Annotated in this window: 19 protein-coding genes and 4 pseudogenes; 5 read left to right on the top strand and 18 right to left on the bottom strand. The window is 57.6% G+C overall.

The window, feature by feature from the left end; genetic code table 11:
- Positions 1–396 precede the first annotated feature (396 nt).
- A pseudogene (locus tag ACUXVA_RS15060) lies at positions 397–944 on the top strand (transposase); the annotation flags it as partial.
- Here the strand turns inward: ACUXVA_RS15060 and tnpC are convergent.
- The 3 genes from tnpC to tnpA all read right to left on the bottom strand — a co-directional run bounded on the left by tnpC (position 923) and on the right by tnpA (position 3,325).
- On the bottom strand, positions 923–2,446 hold the full coding sequence (gene tnpC / locus ACUXVA_RS15055; RefSeq protein ID WP_445493010.1) for an IS66 family transposase: 1,524 nt from the start codon (positions 2,444–2,446) through the stop codon (positions 923–925). The pseudogene ACUXVA_RS15060 and the gene tnpC sit on opposite strands and share 22 nt — an antisense overlap.
- 85 nt (positions 2,447–2,531) lie before the next feature.
- Positions 2,532–2,888 carry an IS66 family insertion sequence element accessory protein TnpB gene (tnpB, locus tag ACUXVA_RS15050; protein ID WP_445493008.1) on the bottom strand — a complete coding sequence of 119 codons (357 nt, stop codon included), beginning with the start codon at positions 2,886–2,888 and terminating at the stop codon, positions 2,532–2,534.
- The gene (gene tnpA / locus ACUXVA_RS15045) at positions 2,885–3,325 is read right to left on the bottom strand and encodes an IS66-like element accessory protein TnpA (protein ID WP_265082600.1); all 441 of its coding nucleotides are present in this window, start codon (positions 3,323–3,325) and stop codon (positions 2,885–2,887) included. The genes tnpB and tnpA overlap by 4 nt, the downstream gene beginning before the upstream one ends.
- Before the next feature lie 84 nt (positions 3,326–3,409).
- Between tnpA and ACUXVA_RS15040 the strand changes: the two are divergent.
- Positions 3,410–4,000: pseudogene (locus tag ACUXVA_RS15040) on the top strand (IS3 family transposase); the annotation flags it as partial.
- Between the two features lie 367 nt (positions 4,001–4,367).
- Here ACUXVA_RS15040 and ACUXVA_RS15035 read toward each other — a convergent pair.
- The 3 genes and pseudogenes from ACUXVA_RS15035 to ACUXVA_RS15025 all read right to left on the bottom strand — a co-directional run bounded on the left by ACUXVA_RS15035 (position 4,368) and on the right by ACUXVA_RS15025 (position 7,547).
- Positions 4,368–5,240, bottom strand: coding sequence for a right-handed parallel beta-helix repeat-containing protein (locus ACUXVA_RS15035; protein ID WP_265079574.1), 873 nt, complete (start codon positions 5,238–5,240; stop codon positions 4,368–4,370).
- Between the two features lie 44 nt (positions 5,241–5,284).
- Positions 5,285–5,913, bottom strand: a pseudogene (locus ACUXVA_RS15030) (glycosyltransferase family 4 protein).
- Positions 5,914–6,506: 593 nt separating this feature from the next.
- Positions 6,507–7,547, bottom strand: a complete 1,041-nt coding sequence (locus tag ACUXVA_RS15025; RefSeq protein WP_445493005.1) for a glycosyltransferase family 2 protein — start codon at positions 7,545–7,547, stop codon at positions 6,507–6,509.
- Positions 7,548–7,724: 177 nt separating this feature from the next.
- Between ACUXVA_RS15025 and ACUXVA_RS15020 the strand changes: the two genes are divergently transcribed.
- Complete coding sequence (locus ACUXVA_RS15020) at positions 7,725–8,489, top strand: FkbM family methyltransferase (protein WP_445493003.1); 765 nt, start codon at positions 7,725–7,727, stop codon at positions 8,487–8,489.
- Here ACUXVA_RS15020 and ACUXVA_RS15015 read toward each other — a convergent pair.
- The 3 genes from ACUXVA_RS15015 to ACUXVA_RS15005 form a co-directional block, all read right to left on the bottom strand.
- The gene (locus ACUXVA_RS15015) at positions 8,437–9,456 is read right to left on the bottom strand and encodes a hypothetical protein (RefSeq protein ID WP_445493001.1); all 1,020 of its coding nucleotides are present in this window, start codon (positions 9,454–9,456) and stop codon (positions 8,437–8,439) included. The genes ACUXVA_RS15020 and ACUXVA_RS15015 overlap by 53 nt on opposite strands.
- Before the next feature lie 62 nt (positions 9,457–9,518).
- Complete coding sequence (locus tag ACUXVA_RS15010; protein ID WP_445492999.1) at positions 9,519–10,733, bottom strand: O-antigen ligase family protein; 1,215 nt, start codon at positions 10,731–10,733, stop codon at positions 9,519–9,521.
- A gap of 171 nt (positions 10,734–10,904) precedes the next feature.
- Positions 10,905–12,374: a class I SAM-dependent methyltransferase gene (locus tag ACUXVA_RS15005; RefSeq protein ID WP_445492997.1), complete on the bottom strand. Its 1,470-nt coding sequence runs from the start codon at positions 12,372–12,374 to the stop codon at positions 10,905–10,907.
- A 168-nt stretch (positions 12,375–12,542) separates the two neighbouring features.
- On the opposite strand from ACUXVA_RS15005, the gene ACUXVA_RS15000 reads away from it, so the two are divergent.
- Positions 12,543–13,811 carry a glycosyltransferase family 4 protein gene (locus ACUXVA_RS15000; protein ID WP_445492995.1) on the top strand — a complete coding sequence of 423 codons (1,269 nt, stop codon included), beginning with the start codon at positions 12,543–12,545 and terminating at the stop codon, positions 13,809–13,811.
- A 50-nt stretch (positions 13,812–13,861) separates the two neighbouring features.
- Here the strand turns inward: ACUXVA_RS15000 and ACUXVA_RS14995 are convergent, their stop codons facing one another.
- From ACUXVA_RS14995 to ACUXVA_RS14955, 9 genes and pseudogenes are all read right to left on the bottom strand, one after another.
- Positions 13,862–15,001, bottom strand: a complete 1,140-nt coding sequence (locus ACUXVA_RS14995; protein WP_445492993.1) for a DegT/DnrJ/EryC1/StrS family aminotransferase — start codon at positions 14,999–15,001, stop codon at positions 13,862–13,864.
- Positions 14,998–15,993, bottom strand: a complete 996-nt coding sequence (locus ACUXVA_RS14990; RefSeq protein WP_445493297.1) for an NAD-dependent epimerase/dehydratase family protein — start codon at positions 15,991–15,993, stop codon at positions 14,998–15,000. Before ACUXVA_RS14990 ends, ACUXVA_RS14995 begins: the two co-directional genes overlap by 4 nt.
- 53 nt (positions 15,994–16,046) lie before the next feature.
- Positions 16,047–17,165 carry a DegT/DnrJ/EryC1/StrS family aminotransferase gene (locus ACUXVA_RS14985; RefSeq protein ID WP_265079584.1) on the bottom strand — a complete coding sequence of 373 codons (1,119 nt, stop codon included), beginning with the start codon at positions 17,163–17,165 and terminating at the stop codon, positions 16,047–16,049.
- Positions 17,166–17,258: 93 nt separating this feature from the next.
- On the bottom strand, positions 17,259–17,768 hold the full coding sequence (locus ACUXVA_RS14980) for an acyltransferase (protein WP_265079585.1): 510 nt from the start codon (positions 17,766–17,768) through the stop codon (positions 17,259–17,261).
- Positions 17,769–17,780: 12 nt separating this feature from the next.
- Positions 17,781–19,292, bottom strand: coding sequence for an oligosaccharide flippase family protein (locus ACUXVA_RS14975; protein WP_445492990.1), 1,512 nt, complete (start codon positions 19,290–19,292; stop codon positions 17,781–17,783).
- Between the two features lie 39 nt (positions 19,293–19,331).
- Positions 19,332–20,387, bottom strand: coding sequence for a Gfo/Idh/MocA family protein (locus ACUXVA_RS14970; protein WP_445492988.1), 1,056 nt, complete (start codon positions 20,385–20,387; stop codon positions 19,332–19,334).
- Positions 20,388–20,465: 78 nt separating this feature from the next.
- The gene (gene wecC, locus ACUXVA_RS14965) at positions 20,466–21,731 is read right to left on the bottom strand and encodes a UDP-N-acetyl-D-mannosamine dehydrogenase (RefSeq protein WP_445492986.1); all 1,266 of its coding nucleotides are present in this window, start codon (positions 21,729–21,731) and stop codon (positions 20,466–20,468) included.
- A pseudogene (wecB, locus tag ACUXVA_RS14960) lies at positions 21,724–22,822 on the bottom strand (non-hydrolyzing UDP-N-acetylglucosamine 2-epimerase). The gene wecC and the pseudogene wecB overlap by 8 nt, the downstream one beginning before the upstream one ends.
- A 20-nt stretch (positions 22,823–22,842) precedes the next feature.
- A complete protein-coding gene (locus ACUXVA_RS14955; protein ID WP_265079588.1) occupies positions 22,843–23,637 on the bottom strand; it encodes a WecB/TagA/CpsF family glycosyltransferase in 795 nt (264 codons plus the stop codon).
- A gap of 157 nt (positions 23,638–23,794) precedes the next feature.
- On the opposite strand from ACUXVA_RS14955, the gene ACUXVA_RS14950 reads away from it, so the two are divergent.
- A complete protein-coding gene (locus tag ACUXVA_RS14950) occupies positions 23,795–24,793 on the top strand; it encodes a glycosyltransferase (protein ID WP_265079589.1) in 999 nt (332 codons plus the stop codon).
- The last annotated feature ends 150 nt before the right edge of the window (positions 24,794–24,943 follow it).

Below are 24,943 nucleotides of genomic sequence, written 5' to 3'. Positions count from 1 at the left end.
AGCAGCGGCGGCTTTTTTGGGACCACAGAACGGCCTCAGAAGGGTCATTTTAGAACTATCGAGTGTTTAGACCACGTCGGAATTAAACGATATTTCAATTTTATAATGCGCCCGATTATTTCATGATATCTCACAAAAAAGCCGGTCCAAATACTTGGGACAAACGGATTGCGACGGTCAGACTAGCGGCTTCTCTTTTATAAGAGCTTAAACTTTAACCGGCTCAACTTAGTATGGCAGACACTTCTTACTTGCACTTTAAATTCAATTCGTCATCTAGGTCGTATTTTATTCACCTTCGACATTTTTTCAGGGTGACCTGCCCCCGCCAAATTAGGCCAGTCTGAACTGGAATTTTCCATTTATGATCCCCTGACCGGGGACGAGGAGAGTCCCATGAAGGCATCGAAATTTTCAGAGGCACAGATCGTATTCGTTTTGAAGCAGGCGGAAGACGGCTCGGCAGTTGCAGAGGTCTGCCGCAAGGCCGGGATCAGCGAGGCGACGTTTTACAACTGGCGGAAGAAGTATGCGGGCCTGATGCCCTCAGAGATGAAGCGACTGCGTCAGCTTGAGGAGGAGAACAGCAAGCTGAAGCGGATTGTCGCCGATCTGTCGTTGGACAAAGCCATGCTGCAGGATGTGCTCTCAAAAAAGCTCTGAAGCCTGGCCGCAAGCGTGAGCTTGTCGACAAGGTGCGAGGCGACTGGAAGGTCTCGATCAGGCGAGGCTGTTCGACGCTCCGGATCGATCGCGCACTTTACGTCTGCAAATCGAAGCGCGGCGACCAGGCCGCTCTCAAGAGCCGGATCAGGGAGATCTGCGAGACGCGGGTGCGATACGGCTATCGCCGGGTCCATGTCCTCCTGCTGCCTGAGGGCTGGGACGTCAACGTCAAGCGTGTCTACCGTAAGCGTCGTTCTCAGGCCACGGCTCTGAGGTCTTGCTTTTGGTAGGCCCACGGCAAGAGCGCGTCGATGTCGCGGTTGGGATGACCGCTGGCGATCCTGGTAAGGACGTCTGTCAGGTAGCCGAGCGGATCGATATCATTGAGTTTACAGGTCTCGATCAGCGAGGCGATGGTGGCCCAGTGCTCGGCACCTCCGTCGGAGCCCGCGAACAAGGCGTTTTTCCGGTTCAGTGTGATCGGTCGGATAGAACGCTCGACGGCGTTGTTGTCGAGTTCGATGCGGCCATCGTCGAGGAAGCGGGTGAGGCCCTCCCAGCGCGACAGCGCATAGCGGATTGCCTCGGCGAGCTTGCCCTTCTGGCTGATCAGCCCGAGTTTTGCGCGCAGCCAACTCTCCAATGCGTCGACCAGCGAGCGGCTTTTCTGCTGCCGCACGGTCCGACGCTCCTCGGCGGTGCGGCCGCGGATGTCGTTCTCGATCGCATAGAGCGCGGCGATGCGCTGCAGCGCTTCGCTGGCGATCGGCGCAGGTCCGGGTGTGGCGAGCTTGTAGAAGTTGCGCCGCACATGGACCCAGCAGAACGCCGGCTGCACGTCGCCGCGCTCGGCCAGCCGGCGGTAGCCGGCATAGCCATCGACCTGCAAGATGCCCCTGAAGCTGTCGAGATGGGCGATCGGCCGCTCGGCCTTGCGGTCCGGGGCGTAGACATAGGCCACGCCTGGCGGATCGGATCCGTTCCATGGCCGGTCGTCGGCGGCATAGGCCCACAACTGGCCGGTTTTGGTGCGACCACGACCAGGATCCAGCACCGGCAACGTCGTCTCATCGGCAAACAGTTTTGGCCGCTCTCTGAGCTTGTCGAGCAGGCGTTGGTGCAGCGGACGCAGATGCCAGGCGGCATGGCCCACCCAGTCTGCCAGCGTCGAGCGGTCTAGGTTGACGCCCTGGCGGCCATAGATCTGGGCCTGCCGATACAGCGGCAGATGATCCGCATATTTGGACACCAGCACCTGGGCGATGGTGGCTTCGGTCGGAAGCCCACCCTCGATCAGCCGCGCCGGCGCTGGGGCCTGCACGACGCCATCCTCACATTGGCGACAAGCGTATTTCGGCCGGATCGTGACCAGCACCCGGAACTGCGCCGGCACGATATCCAGCCGCTCGCTCTTGTCTTCGCCGATCCGGTGCAACGCGCCCTGGCAGCAGCGGCAGGTCTTGTCGTCGATATCGATGGTGGTCTCGATCCGCGGCAGATGCGCCGGCAGCGCGCCGCGATTGGCCCGACGCTTCGCAGCTCCGGCCTGTCGTGCTGCCGGTGTCGCCTGCTCAGCTTCCGCGGCGTCACGCGCCGCCGCCTGCTCGAAGTCTTCCAGGCCGAGCTGCATCTGGTCCTCGGGCAGCGTCTCCGCCCGGCGGCCAAACTGGTGGCGCTGCAGGTCCCTGATGATCTGACGCAGCCGTTCGTTCTGCACCCGCTCGGCGAGCAGCATCGCTTTCAAGGTCTCGGAATCATCGGGCAATGCATCGCGCTGCATGACCGCATTAGATCATATTTACCGGCATTTTGCGACGTGCTCGATGCTGCTGATTCACTTTGCCACAGCAACAAACGTCCAGGCGTTAGCCGGGCTGTGCCGGCGTCACCGTCTCGCGCGCCGCGTGGACACGCCGCCAATCCAACCCTTCGAGCAGCGCCGACAATTGCGCGGCCGACAAATGGATCACGCCATCTTCGATCTTCGGCCAGCGGAAGATGTCGTCCTCCAGCCGCTTGGCGAACAGGCACAGACCCGTGCCATCCCAATACACCAGCTTGATCCGATCCGCGCGCTTGGCACGGAACACGTAGACCGCGCCCGAGAACGGATCCGCCGCCATGCTCTCCCGCACCAGGGCCGCCAACCCATCGGCGCCCTTGCGGAAGTCCACAGGCCTGGTCGCCACCATCACCCGGACCGCGCCCGTCGGGCCGATCACGCTCCGGCTTTCAGCGCCCGCAACACCGCGGCGATGGTGTCCGACGGAGCGCCCGCGCCGATGCGCACCGTCACGCCGTCGATCGCAACCTCGATCGTTCCGCCAAGCGGTTCGTCCCGCTGCTGCCGCCGCGCCTTGCGCTGTCGAGATCCCGCAGTCTCGCACAGTGCCGCGGTAACCACCGCCGGGACGAACCGTGGTTCATCATCCTTGGAAACGACCGCCTGAGCTTCCCTGACTCGCCGGCGCCAGCCAAACAATTGCTGCGGCGACAATCCGTGCCGCCGTGCCACGCCAGAAACAGAGTCGCCACTGGCTTCGATCTCCGCGACGACCCGCGCCTTGTCCTCGTCGCTCCACGTCCGCCGGCGCCCCGCACCGGTGAACACCTCCAGCCGCCGAACCGGCTTGGTGATAGCACTATCCACTGTGTCCATTCTAAGCCTAGCGGTTCGAACGAACCGAAACGTCGCAGATCAGCACGTCAACCGAAAGGTGGGGCCGGGACGACGCTTACTGTCTACCGCCTTTATAGGGAGTTAAGCCTGCAATTGCGCAACAAAACGCCGAAGCGTCGCGTGAAGGCCAAGCTGCGTGAGGATCGAACAGATGCTGTCCAGGTCAACGAGAGCTGGGCAATGGACTTCGTTCACGACCAGCTCGCCACTGGCCGCAAGATCCGCGTGCTGACGATCGTCGATACCTTCAGTCGTTTTTCGCCCGCCGTCGATCCGCGTTTCAGTTATCGTGGCGAGGACGTTGTGCTGACGCTGGAACGCATCTGCAAGACCGTTGGCTACCCCAAGACCATCCGTGTCGACCAGGGATCAGAGTTCATCTCTCGCGATCTCGATATCTGGGCTTACCAGAAGGGCGTCGTGCTGGACTTCTCGCGGCCAGGCAAGCCGACGGACAACAGCTTCATCGAATCCTTCAACGGCAAGTTCAGAAGCGAATGCCTGAACACGCACTGGTTCCCGAGCCTTGACGACGCACGGCAGAAAATGGAGGATTGGCGTAGAGACTACAACGAAGTCCGGCCACATAGCGGGATCGGTAACAAGGCGCCGATATCGCTGTTGAATGGCTCATCGGCGCCCCCGCCGGCATGAGCCTAACCCCGGAAAATTCCAGCTCCGGCTGGCCTAGTTTTGGGGAGCACTTCAATCCCGCCGAGACTCTAATCGCCGCTGGATGAAAGTTCAGGGGCGGGTCATTCGGATCATGCGAATAAGCCTTGGCATCCATGCTAGCCCCCAAATAGCCACCACTCGAATAAGACCTCGCCCTGAATTCTAAACGTTTCAATAGAACGGAAATCGGACTCTAGCGAAGGTGCTGTCCGTCGATTTGCGAAACCACTGTCCCGCCGGTTTGAAATACGCACCGTAAGATCGCGGATGCCCCTCAACGCCACACTCCGCGCGCCGTCCCATTGCAAATGCCCCGGTAGTGCTTGCAGAGTTGCTCACACGAGGTTCATCGAGCAAACCGTACCTGACCGGGCAGTAGCCGACCGGATACCCTATCCAGATTTCCTGACAAAGTCGGCCTGTTGCCGAGCTGAGATCTCAGATCCCAATATCCCCAGCGACCCTTCCCGAGGACGTTATTGACAAAAACGACATTCGTCATCGGGCCGCCACCCGGTTGCCCCTTCCCTACCTCGTTCAAATACACAGTATACCCGCCCCCAATCAGAAGGTTGTTCTCAATCCTGACATTATCAATCGGCCCCCAATAATTGTCGAGCATCAACGCAGAGGTTTGCGCGAACTCGTTGATGACAGTGTTGTGTTCTATGATCAGATCCGAAATTTTTCCATCTGCTTGAATGCCATCAAAATGCGAGTTCTCCGTTCCGCGCATACTATGGATGAAGTTATCCTGGATGCGCGTATGGTTGCCGCGAACATCGATACCATCTGCGCAGTCGTGAATATTATTGGCAACAAATGTTCCCTGCCCCGCAATCCCCTGACCACCAGCGCCCTGACCATCGATCTCGCAATTCTTGATCAGCGTCCCGCTGATCTCATCCTTGATGAGGATCACGGCGAACGAATTCGATGTGACTTTGCAGTTGCGCAGCGTCACATTGGGCGCATTGATAACGACCTGCCCGACAATGTTGAGTCCCTCGATCATCGCACCAGCCGTTGTGACCGTTAGTCCGCCTGACTGCCTGAGCGATATGCCAGCAGGTACACCGGCACTCGTCGCGTCGGGAAAGTTCCGCGCCTCGATTGCGCCCTCATGATCGCGTTCCTGGCCTGCTTCGACGACCGTAGCAACCACGGCGACAATACCAATGGTCAACCAGCGCAAAGCCGCTTGAATCGGACCACTCATAGCGATCGTCTCCTAGGATTTTTATCAACCATGCCCCCGTAACGTTAGCTCACTTCTCGCGCAAGGCATTGCAGGATCTGGCACTTCCGTCGCTCGGCGACCGCATCCCAGCAAAACGGCTGCGCACGCTGTTCGGCAGATCGCCCCATCCGCGTGCGGAGATCTGCATCACTGGCCAAGGCATCGAGGGCTGCCACCCAGCCGGACCGATCATATGGATCGAGAACAAATCCCTCAATGCCGTGGCGAACAACCCTGCCCGCGCCCATCGGGGTCGTGATCGTAGGTAATCCACAGCCACATGCTTCATAGGTGACCTGAGGCCCCCCTCCTCCAGTGAGGCAAAGACGAACACGTCTGCTGAACGATAAAGCGCGCCGATATCATCCACAAAATCGAGTACGATGACATCCTCGCGATCCAGCAAGGTCGAAAATCTAGTTCGGATTACTGGCTCGATCTCGCCAGCCAGGACCAATTGCCCCTTCACTTTACTCCGCGTCCAATATTCCAGCAGAAGGTGGCACCCTTTCCGTACGCAAATCGATCCGACAAAGACGAATGTTATTCCATCAGATGGCGGCAGCAGACGATGTTGACCCGAGAACCTCTGCGGATCCCAGCCGTAGCTGGCGCTAAGTATCTTCTTGCCTTCGATTCCGTGGTCGACCATCGACTGCTCGGCCATAACGTTCGAGCAAAAAATATAATCCGCCGCTTCCAGCAATTCCTGCTCGCGATCTACTGAAAATCCGGAAATGCCATGACTGGGAGTAATACCAATGCGGCGATACGCGTCGTCGAGTACCTGCTTTGCGGTTCCTCGATGACAATTGATCATCTCACGAAAAATCTTCAAGCCGGCATCGCGCAATTTGGTAACTGTCTCCAATTTGGCGTCGGGCCACACGTAAACTCCCTGCGTGTCATGTTCACGCATATCAAACTGCGAAAGAAACCGGCTGTCGAACTCATCGATGGCGCGCTGCTTAACCCACCGATATGGAACGCACCTCGCCCATAGGGGTAGGGTCTGCGATATCGTTGCAGGATACACCGGAAGAGACCGGGCGCGTGGAGTAACAATTCGAATCTGAAGGTCATCTCCGGCCATCTCACGCGCCAACATTCCGCATGTATATGCGGGACCACGCTTCGTCAGAGGTAGCGGCAGAAATACATCGAGTGCAGCAACCATTCGACCAGGGCTCACTATTCGATTGGACTTAAGGGGATCCCTCGGGCCGGAGCCCATCGCCGCACCTCTCATCCTGGCTCGCTGTGCCATTTTGGCCGACCGGTTTCGCCGCGTAAACCCGCGACCAATCCCGAAATTACAAATCCGAAATTACGTGGCGATCCCGCCAGAAGAAATCTGAGCGCATAGCAACAGGAAATCGCAAGCCTCAACCAAACCGTGTGCGGGAAATGCCGCCGCACGAAGCGAATCCCATTACGATGCTCTAGATAGACCGAAAGCCCCGAAACCGATTTCAGCGTTCCAGAAGATCCTGTCGTCGTACCGCGCTTGTGGCCGACAACAGAGTTGCTCGCGTATCCCAGTCCAAGCGGTTTGGCCCTGACACCCCAATCGATGTCCTCATAGAAGAGAAAGTACGCGTCATCCATCAGCCCGATGTGCTCGACACATGATCGTGTCACATACATCGACGCGCCTGACGGGCTGTCCATCACCGCTTCGATAGCCGAAGGATCGTGTGCCGCGGACAGCGAGTCACCCAATCCAATCGCCACTACCCTTGCCAATGACGTCTGCCAGCGGAGCCCTCCTCTGAAGCGAACGCGGCTGTCCTCTCCAGCTTCCAGAATCGTGCTGCCTACCATCGCTTTGCCTCCACCCTCGGCGCGTTCGACGAGTTCCGCCAGGGCATTCGGCTGTGGCACAGTGTCGGGATTCAGCACCCATATTCCGTTCCAACCCGCAACTAAGGTCAATGGGCGCAGCCAGGCATTGATCCCGCCAGCGTAGCCAAGGTTTGAATGCGCACGGGCCACCCAAACCTTGGCCGCACGTGCCCGCAGTCTGAGACACTCGACCTCTGCGAACTCGTGATTCAGGTCGCACGGCTGCGAAGACCGTTCACATATCCGCGCCGCGGTCAGTTGTTCGACCAGCCGCAGAAAGGGGTCTCGACCTCCGTTCTCGCAAATGAAAACATCGAACCGTGGAGAGATCGCCGCTTCGGACAGCGCGGCCAGGCAGCCGACAATATCCGCTGCATTACGGTAGCCGACGACGAGGATGGCGACTTCCGCCACATCTGGGCACATGATTTCACCTTCCACCCGCGAAGCTTCGAAACCGATGCGTCAGCGCGAACGACGCTGTCCCCCCGCTCAAACTCCGGAGCGATGTGTATGATACCGTAAATTAAATATTTATTCACATTAATTTTCGTATATTAATATTGGCGCGCTCGACGAATTCCGCGACGCGCGCCGCCGCAATACAGGGCCAATTGCATGAGTACCAAGGCTCTCGCACGTTACCTATATGCCCATGTCCCGGGATTGGCTCGGCTGCGCTTCGGTGCAATGGATGTGACTGCATCGGCCTTTGCGAAGCCCGAATATGCCGGCGCCGCCCACCTCCGGATCGATACGGGTCTGATCATCGACGTCGGCGCCAATCGCGGACAAAGTATCTCCGCTCTAAGAAAATGGGCACCGAAGAGCAGGATTGTCGCGTTTGAGCCAGATCCGAACTGCGCGCAGAGGCTCAGTCAGCGCTACCGCAACGACCCATCCGTTACATTTTTCGACCGCGCCCTTGGCAGCAAAAGCTCGAGCATTACATTTTTTTCGCCCAGATACGGTAGATGGAATTGCGACGGAATGGCTGCGACAAGTCTGAAAATGGCGACCGACTGGCTGGACGACCCAGGTCGCATGTATAAGTTCGACGCTGGAAAGCTGTCGGTAGAAGAATATTCCGTAAGGTGCGACACTCTTGATTCATACGAATTCGCTCCGAGTCTCATCAAGATTCACGCGCAGGGCGCTGAACTCGATATTCTGAGAGGTGCCCGGCACACTTTACAGGCATGCAATCCAGCATTGCTGTGCGCTTTCCCGTCGCATGAAGTCACCAAACTCCTTTCAGAACAGGGCTATGCGCCCTTTACTTTCATCAATGGAGCGTTTCGCCCCGGCGAGGCAAAGCGGCCCATGACCTTCACGTGGTTTTTGAACGTTCGTCAACGTGACACGCTCGTTCGTCCCGTGTAGCTTTTGGCGCGGTCGCTCGGAAATATAGCTGTTTCGCGACTTTCAGATCCGCGAGCCGGATCACATCGGCGATGAACGCGATGGGAAAGCCGACCAATGGCGGATAGAAGAGCCCCGCGAACCTCAGCACACGCGCCAATATGGAATGCGGCCGGGCCCATGCGCGCATCTGCTTTATTTCGTGCTGATAGCGAGCTGCGGCGAGCGTATACGGCGATAGATCGAGATACAGGAGATCCATCGACGTCCGCCAGTCATACGGCTTCTCGGAGCTTTGGAATTTGATCCACGGCTTAAACACTTGGGAGTGAACGAAGCGAGGAGGACCGCGAAGGATGTTCCGCGCCCTTTCCGCACAGGTATACCCACTGGGACCGAAATACTGCAAAATGTCGGTGCCACGCATTAGAAACTTCAGCTTGATATGTGAAAATTCGGCGCTGGTCAGAAGAGCAGACAATACGTCTTGGTCTCCAAACAAGTGATCCGGCCGATCGGCCGGCTTTAGCTGTTGCGCCTGATGATAAACATCGTCAGCAAGCAGCGAACGCCAGCGCTCCAACAGGGGAATATGGGCGGGAGTCGTGCGCAGGACCGCTGTATTTACCGTGAAAGGCAGATTTCTTCCGACCTCGAATCCCCACGCCCTAGCGCGTCTGGCGTCGCTGTCCAAATAGCTCCCCCAGAGCGCCTCTTCAGTCGCGACCAATGTCTCTGGCTCAAGGTGATCGAAGAAGTCAAGGAAGTTACGCGTCACGATGATGTCAGAGTCGACCCACAGGACGTCCTGATGTCCTCTGTTGAGCAAATCAAGCAGGGCGTCCGGCTTTATGTTCCAGCCACCGCGCTGGCTGAGACTCCTGGTCTCCAATTGCACGTTCGGAAAGTCTTTCAGCCAATCCTTGATGCAGTCGTCCGCGGGTGGATAGAACAATACAGTCGGTAGCGCGCCGCAGTGCTCCGCCATGCTGCGTATCAGCAATTTTACGGCTACCTCCGAAGCAGCACGGTCCTCTGCGATACAAACTATCATGTTAGCGCCGATCCCACCCGTAGAGGCGTTTCACGTCGGTCTCGCCAAGGCTCACCTGCCTCGACATGGTCGGCCCACTCGCCCAGCGACGTTCGGATGCCCAGGCAGACTCCCCAGAATATCCAGATATAGTTCCAGAAGTAGACAGTCAGCCCCGCAAACATAAATATGATGAGCACGATGCTAAACGCCAGACGCATGCGAGCCTGAAGTGGACCCGTCTTCGCGGTATGCTTCCCGCCCGCGGCAATGGACGCGACATTGGTCAGGAACAGGAGGACGACCATCGGTACGCCATACCCCAATGAAAAGACCAACCAGATCGAGTCGATCGTCGCGTCCAGAATCTGATCGCCAAACGGACCGGTATGGCCGGTGATTGGGTTGTATGAGATGAACTGGAACGCCTTTTCCCAAATGAGAATACGATAATAGCCTGTCTCGGGATCCAGTGTCAGATGGGAGATGATCCAGCCCAGAGGACTATCCGTCACGACGATCACGGCAACGAACAACGCGAACACAAACAACCAGAATGCGGTCCACCGTGCGGGTACATGACCCATGACCTGATCGTACGAATAAGCCGCAATGATCAGCATGAGGCACATGAAAGACGCCGATGACTGCGATAGCACGCACCCAGCCAAGCAGAGGCTTACCCACATGATTCGCCGCGCCGACGTCTTCTCCCAGAACAGCAAGATGCCGGCGACGATCGAGCAGAAGACTCCGAACAGAATGGGATGGTCGAAGCTCGCCGTCGCCCTGATCATGCCGCCACGGAAGACGGGTTGCAGCGCGGGCATCCCGAATACCTTGCCCGCGATATCATGGGTTATCCAGCTATTGGTAACATTGTCCCCGAGCGCCAAGACCAACGCCGCCAGCATCAGGATCTTGAGGATCCGAATGAACGTCGCGAGTGAGCGCACATTGGTCAAATATGCGCGGCCCGCAACATACCCTCCAAAGAATTCCAGGCTCACGGCCCCGGCCGTCGCCAAATAGGTGAAACCGTGGGAATAGACGGAGACTGCGATACCCCAGGCAGCAGTCATGGCGGCGAACCAGTCTGCCACCAGGAAGCGGCGGTTACGCCGCAACAACAGGAAAAGCGCGGGAATGAGGAGAATTGCGACTCCTGCCCTTCCAACCGTAAACTTTCCTCCGGCAATCTGAACCTGCATTTCCCAAGCAGGCAGGATCATTCCTATCAGCAGGAGCCAGATCGCAACGTCATGCCTCTCACGTTTGACATCCGAGCGATGTCGAACCCCCCCGAGCGACATCGCGGATGGTTCAGATGAAGCCCGACCGAGTGGGAGCGTTGTGCGATCATGACCACTCCGTTCCCACCAATCGCGATATCATCACCGGGCTCACGGATTCCCGCCTCCGATTTGCCTCGCCGTGATGACGAACTCTGGCGACATCAATAGATCAGAAAAGCTGCCGGCCCTCCCGCGAAGCCCAGCGAATGGCCTACCGTTCACTCCCTTTGTTCGCTCCACCGCATAGCCCGCCGATCGACACCAGTCGTGGACTATAGCGGCCGACGTTCTGTGAGCGCGCGACGTGGCAAAGTCAGGCGAGCTGAACAAATGCCGATCGCGAAGATTCCGTCGAAGCGCTTGAGCGCTTAGCATATTCGGGCATTGCACGACGATGGACGCGCCCGGATCGCACACAGATCGAAGGAGCGAGATGATCTGAGGTGGATTCTCCGCGAGATGGAGCACGTTGAGATACAGTACGCAATCGAATTTTTCGGAGCCAAGGCTAGAGCATGCTTCTTCCAAACTTCCCTCGACTACGCGCACACCGTTTGCGACAGCGTTTGCCGCACAAACCGCATCAAGAGGAATGGCCGTGACATCTACGCCTCGCTCGGTCAGCGCAAGTTCGTTACCCCCCGAACAATAGCCCACCGACAAGACGCGTTTCACCGACGGCGGGACTGCGGAGAGAACATCGCTGCTCCGGGGCTCGTAGTAACCTTTTGAATACAATCCATTGGTAAGCTTGGTATCAGTGTTGACAAGCGAAACGGAGCGTTTTCGGTCGCGCTCAATCGTCAATAGCGCGGTCAGTTGACGTTTGAACTCAACCGATCCGATGCCAATGAGGTTCAAATACCTGTTTGACATGTGATGGACAATGAAATCATCGACATGCGACACGGGAATGAATTTTTTCATCCCGCACTGGGTGTATGGGTCCGTCGCAGCAGTACAAAGAAGATCATATCTCCCTTCATGCGGCGCGACCAAATAACCGCCAGAACCTATTGCCGCCTTCAACTGCGATCGTGTGAGAACGTAGCAAGCGGCATGTTCATTGGTGAAGTGCGCGAGGACATACTCTCCCCGTGATCGAACGGACGCACAATCCCAATGGAAATACCCCTGCCAATCGGGGTAGTTCACATGGCCATCCGCATCTTGCTCAATGCGCAGAAAGCCGGGGATCTCGTCCGGAGGCAGCGCCTGGGATACTTCGAGGAACGCGCGGATATTCCGTTCCGTAACGAGAATGTCATCCTCAGAATACAGGAAAAGATCATATCGGTCGACATTCTCAGCAAACAGCTTCTTGTGCCCGAAAGGCAATGACCACGGGTTCTTGGTCGGCAGCCCCACCAGACAACGGACGCCATCACCAGCGTTCTTGCTAACGTTCGAGAGCACAACAATATCGACGTCGATCGTCATCGAGCGATAGGTCGATATCAGTTTCTGAAGATATTGGTCATTGCCGGTCCCATAGCTTGCGACAGCGACAAGCATACGGATTGATCGCGCCAGATCAGGCCAGGCGCCGGCAGTCATCACCCTTGAGGAAACAGCCATCCCCGGAACCACTCGTTCGTCTCACCAATTAACTAGATTATTAAAGCTATTAATCGGGCGTGAAAAGCGATAATTTAATCAAGCGGATGAAATTGAATGGCAACATCGAGCATTTGCGCAAGAGTCAGCTGTTTTCCTTAGCTTTTTCATAATGTAGAGGATTAACCAGTGCTGCGAATTGCTTTATATCCACATTCGATGGAGCTGGGCGGGTCGCAGCTCAATGCGATTCAGTTGGCGGGCGCGCTACGGGACCGCGGACACCAATTGACGGTCGTCGCGGAGCCAGGTCCGCTGGTTGCGCACGTGAGGGCATTGGGACTGGAGCACGTCGGAATTCCATCCCATCGGCGTCGTCCCGATTTCACCGTAGCCCGGATGCTTAGCCGACTCGTGCGGGAGCGAGAGATCGACGTCGTTCATGGCCATGAATGGCCCCCAATCTTGGAGGCCTTTGCCGGACCTGGCCTGAGCGGATGTCCGGTGATCGGGACGGTGATGTCGATGTCGGTTGCGCCCTTCATCCCGAAGAAAGTGCCTCTGACGGTCGGCACCGAACTGATCCGTCAGTCGGCCCTGGCCGCGGGTCACAAACAGGTCTTTCTCCTGGAGCCGCCCGTGGATACCAGCGCGGATAGCCCATTCGTAGATGGACACGGTTTTCGCGAGCAGTCCGGTATCCAGCCAAGCGAGATTTTGATCGCGATCATTTGCCGCCTCGTTCCCGATCTCAAACTAGAAGGCATCTTGTCGACCTGCGATGCTGTGGGCGAACTTTGCCGGGCAGGGAAACCTGTACGGCTTCTCATCGTTGGGGATGGCAGAGCAAGGGCTGAAGTCGACCAGCGAGCGGCCAACATCAATTCGTCGGTCGGTCGCGAACTCATTATGTTGACCGGGGAACTCTCAAACCCTCGCCCCGCCTATGCGGCTGCCGATGTGATCGTCGGCCAGGGCGGTTCGGCGCTGAGAGGCATTGCGTTTGCCAAGCCGCTCCTTGTTGTCGGCGAGAACGGCTTCAGCGAACTTCTTACCCCCGAGAGTTGTGCGACGTTCCTGCAGCAGGGTTGGTACGGACTTGGTCCTGGTTCACTCGGCGGAGGCCCAGCCGCCATCCGCCGTGCGCTCGAAGGCTTGGTGGATTCTGGCCAAATGCGTTCCGAGCTCGGAGAGTTCGGCCGGAATCTGGCGGAGAGCCGCTTCAGCCTCCGGCAGGCCGCAAAAACGCTCGAACGCGCCTATGCGGCGGCCATCGAACAACGGGACCATGCGGGCAGCAGGCTTTCTGAAGCCGCATGCTGCGCGACAGCGCTTGCGGCCTACAAGATCAACCGAAAATATCAAAAATGGCTGGGGACCGCGCGGGTCGACGACAGCAACTCGCGTAGTCGGGTTGCGGCCGTCCTGAATCAAGTCCGCGGTAGCAGAACTCCCTGATCCCTATCTTCTGTAGGACAAACCGATGTCGCCGCCTTATGCAACCGCGGTCAGCGCTCGACCTCAGCTCTGAAGGCCCGAACGACCTCAAGCTGATCGGATTTTTTCATCTGCGCATAGAGCGGGAGGAGTATCGAGTGTTTCTGGGCCCGCTCGGATTGCCGCAGCGTGTGGCGGGTCTCGGCATCGCGATAGGGAGCCTCGAGATGTGAGCACATGATCCCGCGCCGTGTAGCGATCCCCTGATCGAGCATATTCTGCATTACGGCTTTCTGATCGAGCCTATCGGGAAGTCCCACGCAATAGCTCTGCCAGTTGGAGCGTGCCCAGGCGGGTTCGTACGGCAGCCGCACGCCCTCGATGTTCCCGAGCAATTCGGCATATGCCGATGCAAGTTTGCGCCGGCTCGCAATGATGCCTGACAATTTCGCCAATTGCTGCCGCCCGATGGAGGCCTGCACGTCAGTCATACGATAATTGAATCCGACTTGTAGATAATTCTCGAAAATGACCTGCGACGCACCGTGGCGGACCGTGTCGGGCACGCTCATCGCGTGTTGCCGCAGCAGCTTGAACTTGCGATCAAGCTCCGGGTCGGACGTGGTCAGCATACCGCCCTCCCCAGTGGTAATGACCTTGCGTGGATGAAACGAAAAGCACGTAATCCGACCGTGAGCCATTCCAATCCGCTCCCACTCGCCGCCAATCGAGATCTCGCTCCCTGCAGCACAAGCGGCATCTTCAATCAGAACGATGTTGTGCCGCCGGGCAATATCGACCAGAGCGGACAGATCACAAGGCATGCCCATCTGATGAACAGCAATGATGGCGCGCGTTCGGCTGGTGATCGCCTCTTCGACTCGCACGGGGTCAATGTTGTAAGTATCCGGGTCGATGTCCACGAATACCGGTATGGCACCAACATATCTGATGCAGTTCGCTGTCGCAATAAACGAATGGCTAGCGGTGATAACCTCGTCGTCCGGCTCGACGTTGGCGGCAACGAGCGCCAAGTGCAGCGCGGTGGTGCAGTTCGACACCGCCGTCGCATAGCGTGCACCTACAAATGCTGCAAATTCGCATTCGAAGGCCGCCACCTGCGGGCCCTGCGAGACCCAGCCCGACAGAACGGCGTCGCGAGCGGCGTCGGCTTCTTCTGTTCCGAGAAACGGCAAAGCGATTGGTATCACGACGCCAATGCCTCCCGTCGATCTTCTTTCACCAACGCACCGTGCTGTGCGCGCCACCAATCGACCAGTTCGCGGAGGCCCTGCTCAAGGGGAACGGAAGCAACGAAGCCAAGCTTCTGTTCGGACTTTGTGGTCGACGCAAGACGGCGCGGCACCGGATTGACAGACCGCTCGGGCCCGAACTCCGGCACCAGATCGCCGCGCCCCATGACGGACGCCAGTGTAGCCGCGAGCTGGGTCAGACTCGTTTCGGTCCCGCTTGCAATATTGAACACCTCGTCAGAAACCTTGGCCTTGGCCCCCAGGATATTCGCCCGAGCGACGTCGCGAACATGGACGAAGTCCATCGTCTGCTGACCATCGCCGAAAATGATGGGCGGAAATCCGGCTTCCAGGCGTTCCATCCAGCGAATGAGGACTTCGGTGTAGCGGCCGTGGATGTCCATCCGATCCCCGTAGACATTGAAATAGCGGAAGGCGACGTAATCGAGCCCATACATGTCCTTGAATGTACGAAATAGACCCTCGTTGAACGCCTTGGCGGCGCCATAGAGCGTTCTGTTATCGTACGGATTCTGATGCTCCGTCGTCGGGAATTCACTGGCCATCCCGTACACCGACGCCGACGAGGCAGCGATGACCTTCTCGATCTTGTGCTTCTCGCACAGTTCAAGCAAGTCGAAGGTCGCCTGCACCATCACATTCATGGCCAAACGCGGTTCTACCGCACAATGTGTGATCCGTAGTGCCGCCTGATGGAAGACGATGTCCGTCGCTTGCACGAGCGCGCCCATAAGCTTCTGATCGCAGATGTCTCCCTGAACAAGTCTTACAGGGCCCCGCGCCATCGCCCGGCCTAGGTTGTCTGCGCGACCGCGAACCATGTTATCGATCGCAACGATTTCGATGCACTCTTCATCGCAAAGCAGGTCGACGATGTGAGACCCAATGAATCCGGCACCGCCAGTAACGAGTACGCGCTTTCCTCTCAAGCTTACCACGGCATTCTCCCGTTCGATTGTTTTTCTGGAGGTGACATTGCGGCTCACGCCGCTTCGGCCATCAGGAATTTCTCGAGTACCGAAACTACTTTCGCAGCCTGTTCTGCCTTCAATTCCGGAAACATCGGGAGCGACAGAAACTCTGCACACAACATCTCAGTCACAGGCAGACTGCCCTCACCGCCGCCAAGGTGGGCATAAGCCTTCTGAAGATGTACGGGTACTGGGTAGTGAATGCCGAAGCCTATTCCCGCGGATTGCAGCGCATCAAGGGCGGCGCCCCGCTGCGGCAGCCCGACGGCATAGACATGATAGACGTGCCGACTGTGGTCTGGCGAGACGGGGCGCCGGCACGGATAGCGACCGAGGAGCTCGTGATATCGGGTTGCTGCGCGCCTACGCGCCTCGGTCCATTCCTCGATATACTTCATCTTCACGCTCAGGACCGCACCCTGGACACCATCCATGCGATAGTTGAAACCGGGAACGACGTGATTGTATTTGCTCTCCTGACCCCAGTCGCGCAGCAGGGACACCCGCTTGGCGGCAGCCACATCGTTCGTGACAACAGCGCCGCCCTCGCCAAACGCGCCCAGATTCTTGCCGGGGTAGAAGCTGAAACAGCCGAAGTCTCCGATCGAGCCCGCGCGCCGGCCTTTGTATTCTGCTCCATGAGCTTGAGCAGCATCTTCGATCACGATCAGGCCATGCCGGCGGGCGATCTCCATGATCGGATCCATGTCGGCCATCAAACCGTGAAGGTGGACCGGCATGATCGCCTTTGTACGGGGTGTGATCGCGGCCTCTACGAGACTTGGATCCATCGTCCAGCTTGCCGGATCGACATCGACGAAAACCGGCGTGGCGCCGCTGTAAAGAATGGCTGCCGTGGTCGCCACGAATGTCAGAGAGACGGTTATGACCTCATCGCCAGGACCGATATTCGCCGCCACCAGCGCAAGGTGCAACGCCGACGTGCCGCTGTTCACTGCACGGCAATGAGGGACCTGGCAATAATTGGCAAACCGCCCCTCGAAGGCCACGACCTCCGGCCCGAGCACAAAATTGGTACTCTCCAATGCCCTCAGGACCGCGGCTTCGATCTCTGGTTTAATCTGGCGGTATTGCGCTTTTAGATCAAGAAAAGGAACGGGGTCGTTCACGCCTGCACCCAATCGTTTAATAAGTCATTTTTAAATTAAATCACAAAATATAATATAAATAAACAAAAATCTTTTTATATACTAAGCAAGCGCTCAGATCTCACTAGCGTCCAGCTCGGCGCCAGCCCGCTCCGTCCCCGTGCTAAGGAGAATGCGAGCCGGAACACCAACGACAGTCGTGTTCGGAGGCACATCGCGGGTCACAACGGCGCCGGCCCCGACGACGGCCCCTTCGCCGATCGTCAAGCCGCAAAGAATGGTGACATTGGACCCGATCGATGCCCGGGTTCCGACCCTCGTATGTACCACCAGCCAATCGGCAGCGCTCTGAGGCCGCCCATCCTCGGTCGTGGCGCGCGGAACCTTGTCATTCGTGAACATGACGCCGTGCCCGACAAAGACTTCGTCCTCTATCGTGACCCCCTCACAAATGAACGTATGGGACGAGATTTTGCAGCGGGCACCGACGGTCGCTCCCGCCTGGATTTCCACGAACGTTCCCAAACGGGTCTCGTCGCCAACCGTGCAACCATAAAGGTTCACCAAATCGGGGTGAAAAATACGTACGTCCTTTCCAAGTTTCACATCTTTCGAGATCGGCATTCTACACTCCTATCAAACATTCCGCCCCTGCTCGGCGGAGCGAATTTTTTGCGTATTGCGCCTGTCAAACAAGCGATTCAATCGACGGTCCCACAATCCGTTCGAGGCGTTCGCAATCTTCTCCAGGAGAGGATGCCGGGTAACCGTCATACCGGTCAACCACGCCCCAGCAGCACAAGCGGATCCTGCGGCCAATCCCGACACCATGCCGATCTCGTCGAGACTGATCATAACCGCAAACAACAGAGCTGCAATCGACGACATCAGCGACACGAGCGCGCTTTTCCACAGCGCAGCGAACAATTCGGACCAGGTCAAGCCCAGCCGTTTGGCGATAAACCCGATCGCAACCGCGGCCTGGAACGGGAGCGTCACGAGCATCGAAGCAGCCACCCATGTCACGCCCCAGAACGATGCCGCGAAGACGAGACAAAGCGAGGGCGGCAGTGAGATGAGCGAGGACAACAATGCATCATGAACCCTGCCGGCAGCCACCAGAACCGGGTAAGTGAGGCATGCCGCGAACAACGCGAGATATCCAATGCATATCAATCTCACTAACGGGACGATCTCGAGCCATGAAGAACCGAGCCAAATCGTGATTATCGGCTCAGCCATGATCGCCATGAAAGCCAATGACGGCCAATACACCGCGGTCAATAACCGGATCGCATCGAGATAAATTAGACGCAGTTCGCCGCCCGCGCCAATCTGCTGAAAAATAGCAGGCATCATCACGGGGCCGAGCACCTGTCCTATGAGCTTGTCGAAGACTTGAGTTACGCCGAGCGCACGGCTGTAGAGGCCAACCGCACTAAAATCCAGAATGCGTGCTAGAAATATCTGGGGCGCAAGATTGTAGAAAACGTTGATGAGACTAATTCCGCTCGAGTAAAGGCCAAACCCCATCACTTCTGTCGCACCGGCGAGCGAGGGCCGGAACAGCTTGATGTCCCGCCGCGCGGTCGCCAAGAGCGCGGCGAGAACGAAATTGCCCGCAACGCCTCCCCACACAGGCGCCATGAAACTGTAGTGCAAGGCGGCCAAAAGAATGGCCACGATCATCGAGGCTGTATTTGCAATCAGGTTGCAGACCGCCAGCTTGCCAAATTGCATTTCTCGCCGGTATAGCGCCGTGATCGTTGCCGAAAAGGGCGTCAGGACGAAACTGATTGCAGCGACTGCGAGCCCGGTGCCTAGACTTTCCTGGCCATAGAACCTGGCAATTAGCACGCCTGCTACAACAACTGCCATCGTAACGGCGACAGAGAACATAAGCGTGACGGTAAAGGCAGTGCGGACGTCGGCTGCGGACAGCGCTATCTTCTGAATCAAGTAGTTCGCACCGCCGATTTCTTGATATGACGCACTGATCACCGCGAGGATCGCGCTGATGACGGCATAGACGCCGAATTCGGCCGGAGACAGCAGCCGCGAAAGCACAGCCATGGCCGCGAAAACAAGCAGAATGCTTCCGTACCGCTCCAATGCCGAGAACAATACCGATCTATGCACTGAGCTCATCGACCCCCTCTAGGACTATATCGAAACTGCAAGGACGCACTAATACGCCGGCTGTCGGAGCCGCAGGTTCGTTCGTCCAATTCTCACGGGCCGCCCCTGCTCGGTCATTGATTGCGATGCGGCCTCGAGGATCTCGATCACTTGCAAGCCCGACTCGCCGCCGGAAATCGGCTGGCTACCGCTCCTGATGCAATGTGCAAAGTGCTCCACCTCGGTCTGCAGCGCTTCCTTGGAAGAAATATGCGGGGCCAACATATCGCCTGCGCGATACCCGATACGAAGCTGATAGGCATTTTCGGCCGACCCGTTCAGCGTTATGCCCTTGTCATAGACCTTGATCTTCTCGGTCGGCTCTACATCGTCGTAGACAATCATCTTTCGGCTCCCGCCGATGAAAGTCTGCCTGACCTTGATCGGAGATAGCCAGTTCACGCTGACATGCGCAACGCAACTGCTTTGGAAGAACAGCGTGATATGGGCCATATTTTCCGGAGCACCTGCTACGTGGCTTGACCCGGTTGTCGAGACCGCTACCGGTCTCTCATTCAGGATGTGCTGGATGATTGAGAGATCATGAACGGCGAGGTCCCATATGACATTCACATCACTTTGGAACAATCCAAGGCTGGAACGGATGCTGTCGTAGTAATAAATCTCGCCCAATTCGCCCTGGCTAACCAGTTCGCGGATCTTCTGGACCGCAGGCGTATAAAGGAACGTATGGTCGACCATCAGCGTCAGGTTGCGCCGAGCCGCTTCATCTATCAGCCGTCGCACCTGGTCTGATGTAGGCGCCAGCGGCTTCTCGACGAACACATGCTTTCCGGCATTCAAAGCGGCCAAAGCCAATTCGTAATGCGTGTGGACAGGCGTTGCGATCGCGATCGCATCGATATCAGGATTTCTGAATAAGTCACGTACGTCAGTCGTCGTCTCAATTTCCGGATGAAGGCGTTTGCCGATCGCAAGCCTTGACGGATCGCGATCGCTCAACCCGACAACACGCGCGCACTCGCTGGCTGCAAAATTGCGGACAAGGTTCGGGCCCCAATAGCCGTAACCGATGACGCCTACTCCCAAACGACCGCCTTGCATGGTGTCCTCGCCAAAACGATTAAGAATACTGCGTTCGCGCGCCGTGCCCCGCCATCGACCAGGACAAGTATAACGCCCTCAAGTACGTGCCGGCATATCGAGCCAGATTCCGCGCGTGTCGATCACGTCCAGATGACGGCGCTCGGAAATCGGCACCATTTTGAACTCGTCGTGATCAACCAAAACGATCGCAATTTCGCACGTCCGCAGCGCCTCATCGATGCTCACGAGGTCCGCTCCGAGCCCCTGCAACGCCTCCGGCACCGCACGAATGTTCGGCTCAACGATCTTGATCCTCGATCCGTATTTCGACACCAGATGATGCGTGACTTCCATCGCCGGGCTTTCGCGCAAGTCATCGACGTTCGCCTTGAACGCGAGCCCGCAGCAGGCAATCGTGGCATAGGGGTGATCGTCGATCAGTTGTTCAGCCCGCTCGATCACCTTTCTTGTTTTTGCGACATTCACCTCGCGGCTGGTGCGCATCACTCTCGCAAGATCGGGGGCCGAATCGATGATAAACCACGGATCAACGGCGATGCAGTGACCTCCGACGCCAGGTCCCGGGCGCAACACATTGACGCGCGGGTGTCGGTTGGCCAGGTCAATGACTTCCCAGACATTTATGTTGAACCGGTCACAGATAAGAGACAGCTCATTCGCGAAGGCGATGTTGGTGTCTCGAAATGCGTTTTCAGTGAGTTTGACCAATTCTGCCGCCCGCGCCGTGGTCGGGACGCAGGCGCCGCGGACGAAGGTCTTGTAGAACCGCTGTGCCCGCCGCGTGCACCAGGGCGTTATTCCACCGATACACCGGTCATTGTTCACGATCTCAGTGAGAATTCGCCCAGGCAATACCCGTTCCGGACAATAAGCGACAGCGACACCGGTCACCCCCTCCCGATCGCTGCCTCCGATCTCGAGGTCGGGGCGACGTTCGGTGATCGTTTTGGTGATCATCTCCGTGGTGCCGATTGGCGATGTCGATTCCAGAATGACGAGATTTCCCGGAGCCAGAAACTCGACGATACTCTCGATTGCGGCCTTGACGTGAGTGAGCTCTGGACGATTTGCGTCATCGATCGGCGTGGGAACCGCGATGATGAAGACGTCGGCCGATTCCGGTTTGGTCGAGGTGCGGAGGGCGCCGCTCGAGACGACCTTCTGCACGAGACCGTCCAGATCGGGCTCCGCGATATGGATCGCGCCCGATGCAACGGTCTCCACCACGCTGGCTTTGGTATCTACGCCTAGAACCTTCATCCCCTTGCTGGCGATCACCGCCGCGGTAGGCAAACCGATATAACCCAGTCCCAGGACAACGACTTTTCCGAATTCAAGCATTGAGCAGAACCTTTGCAATTCGCTCGCTCGCGCGCCCATCCCCGAACGGATTGTGTGATCGCGCCATACACGCGTAGGCGTCCTCGTCGTCGAGCAAGCGAAATGTTTCGTCGACGATCCTGCAGGTGTTCGCACCGACCAACCGCGCGGTGCCGGCTTCTATCCCCTCGGGGCGTTCCGTTGTCTCGCGCATGACCAGGACTGGCTTTCCGAAGGTCGGTGCCTCTTCCTGCACCCCCGGAGTCGGTGAGGACCAGATACGCAAGCGATAGCAGTCCCACGAAGTCAGTGTATCCTTGCGGCGCGATCAGCGTCACCCGCGGATGATTGGATAAGCGCTCAGCGAAGATGTCCCGTACGTTCGGGTTCGGATGAACGGGAAGAACCATCGCCACGTCGTCTCGCTGCAGAATTGCCAGCAAAGCGTCGACGATGTTGTGAACGCCCTGGCCGAAGTTCTCTCTCCGGTGACACGTCACCAAAATGATCCGCCGATTGCCGTGTTGCTGCCGAACGCTTTCCCAGCGCGTGGACATTCGCGGGTCCGCCTCGACCACCGCTTTCGCGGCGATGAGTGCGTCGATCACAGTATTGCCGGTGACATGGATCCGTTCCTTTGGAACGTTCTCGGCCTGGAGCGCCTTGGAGGCACGGTCCGTCGGGGCAAAGTGCTGGTCTGCGATGGAGCCGACGATCTTCCGGTTCACTTCCTCCGGCCATGGCGCATAGATATCGCCGCTTCTGAGACCGGCCTCGACGTGCGAGACGGGGATTCGCCGATAATACGCAGCCAACGAACCGACCATTGCGGTGGCCGTGTCCCCCTGCACCACAACACGAGTCGGACGTGACCGATCCAGTACATCGCCAATGCTGTCAAGCAAGCGTGCGCTCAGCCTATCTAGGCTTTGGTTCGCTGTCATGATGTCCAGGTCGAAATCCGGAACAATATTCGACAGCTTCAAGACCTGATCGAGCAATTCCCGATGCTGAGCCGTGGCACACACCGTAACGGTTGCACGCTTATCGCTTTTCAGCTGGTTGATAACCGGAAACAGTTTGATGGCTTCAGGACGAGTTCCGAGCAGCACTAAAAAATGCTTTTGCACGGTTACCTCCCACCGCGTGTAGGCTTTGGTGACCCAAGCCGGCCAACGCCGCTGACCGCCAAGACACCCCGGCGCAGTATCTCCGTGGAGATAATGCCTGCAAAAATGCTGTTCGTTCTGAGGTAGCGCCACCACATGCGGCGCGGCTCCTGATAGATCCGATAGAGCCATTCGAGGCCGAGCCGCTGCACGGTCACGGGAGCACGACGGGTGCGCCCGGCTATGATGTCAAAAGAGCCACCGACCCCCATGATGAAGGAGACGTCGACGTCATCGCGGTGCGCCGCCAGGAACCGCTCCTTGCGCGGCGTCGGCATCCCAATGAACAGACAGTCGGCGCGACTGCTCCTGATGTCTGCCACGACCTGCGCTTCAGCGGCTGCACTGAAATAACCATCATGCCATCCGGCAAATTTAATCTCTGGATACTTGTCCTGCGTGCGCCTCACGGCGAGGTCAAGAATCTCGCGTGTCGCGCCGAGAAAATACGGCCTGAATCCCTCTTTCGCGCATACCGCGAGAACCTCGACAAGCAAATCTACGCCGCTCACGCGGGTCGTCGCCGGAATTCCGAGACAGCGCGCCCCCCACACGATTCCCATGCCATCGAGGCCAACGATATCGCTTCCAGCAACATCATCAGCCAACACCAAATCGGTGCGCATATTGACGAGTTTCGCGACATTCAATGCAACGTGGTGCAATCGCTTCCGATTGCACATCGCGTCGCGGGCGCGCTCGACCGTCTCTGCCATGGTCAGCAAATCAATCGGACACCCTAAGAACGTTTCCCTCATTGGGCCCTCATCGACGGAATGATTTCTTCGACGCCGCAGAACGAGTAAATTAATTGATTGGTCGAATTTAATGTTAGACAAGCATTATATTTATTATTATCAATTGCAAGAGTTAAATTAATTAATATGAAATAATGCGTGGGCATGGAGAGAGCGAATGCCGGCCGAGCTAGCCGCGGTTGTGAACTTCACCGGCGGCGCCGTGAGCGAATGCGGATCGGCGACAGACGGAACTAAATCGGAGCAGCAGCACCTGCTGATCACGGTGATCATTCCGCATCTGAATCAGCCTGAAGGTTTGCGGGAATGCTTGGAGAGCCTCGCGGAGCAATCTCTGTCCGCCGACAGGTTCGAAGTCATCGTCATCGACAATGGCTCAACGTCCTTGCCGACGACGATCGTCGCCAGCTACACCGGCGCGCGCCTTCTGCATGAGGCGAGACCCGGACCAGGACTGGCGAGGAATGCCGGCGCACGTGCCGCTGGCGGCGAAATCCTTGCATTTATCGATGCCGACTGCCGGGCCCATCCCGACTGGCTTGCATCGATCCAGGCAGCCTTCAGGCACGCCGGTCCAGGCCAAATCCTTGGCGGCGATGTCCAGATCTGGCGCGACCCCAGCCAACCGATCACTGGCATCGAAGCCTATGAGAGCATCTTTGCCTACCGGTTCAAACTCTATATCGAGCAGCATGGCTATTGCGGCACGGGCAATCTTGCCGTGCGTCGGACCGAATTCGACGAAGTTGGACCCTTTGCCGGACTCTGCGTGGCCGAAGACATGCAGTGGGGGCAGCGCGCCAGCGCCCGCGGTTTTAAGTTCAATTACGTGTCGGACATGATCGTTTATCATCCGGCAAGAAGGACATTGGAAGAACTTCGACTTAAATGGGACCGTCAAATTTGCCACTATTTCAATATGGCGGAAGGCACCCCGGCTTGGCGCTGGCGCTGGGCCTTGCGTGCATTGCTGATCTTGATATCGCCGTTCCGCGATTTCCCGAAGGTGCTGTTGACTAGCCGGATCCAGGGATTTCCCGCCCGTCTGAAAGGTTGCGCTATTCTCTGCGCAATCCGGGTCCACCGGGCTCGGAGGATGCTCCAAATGCTATTCGGCGATCGCGCGATCGTCTGGAATCGCGAAACAAAAATCTAGGTGTCAAATCCGGTGCGGCAGTATCAGCCACGCTGCCTCCGACCGAAGCGCCTTCTTTCAGCCAGCAATGGGCAGAGTCCTGCTTGCAGTGCAGTGAGACCGAACTTTGGACCACCCAGAATTAGATTTTGCGCCGGGGCACGTCACCTT

The sequence above is a fragment of the Rhodopseudomonas sp. RCAM05734 genome, assembly GCF_052658035.1.
Note: the sequence above shows the minus strand (reverse complement) of the source record. Positions and strands in the feature narration are given on the sequence as shown.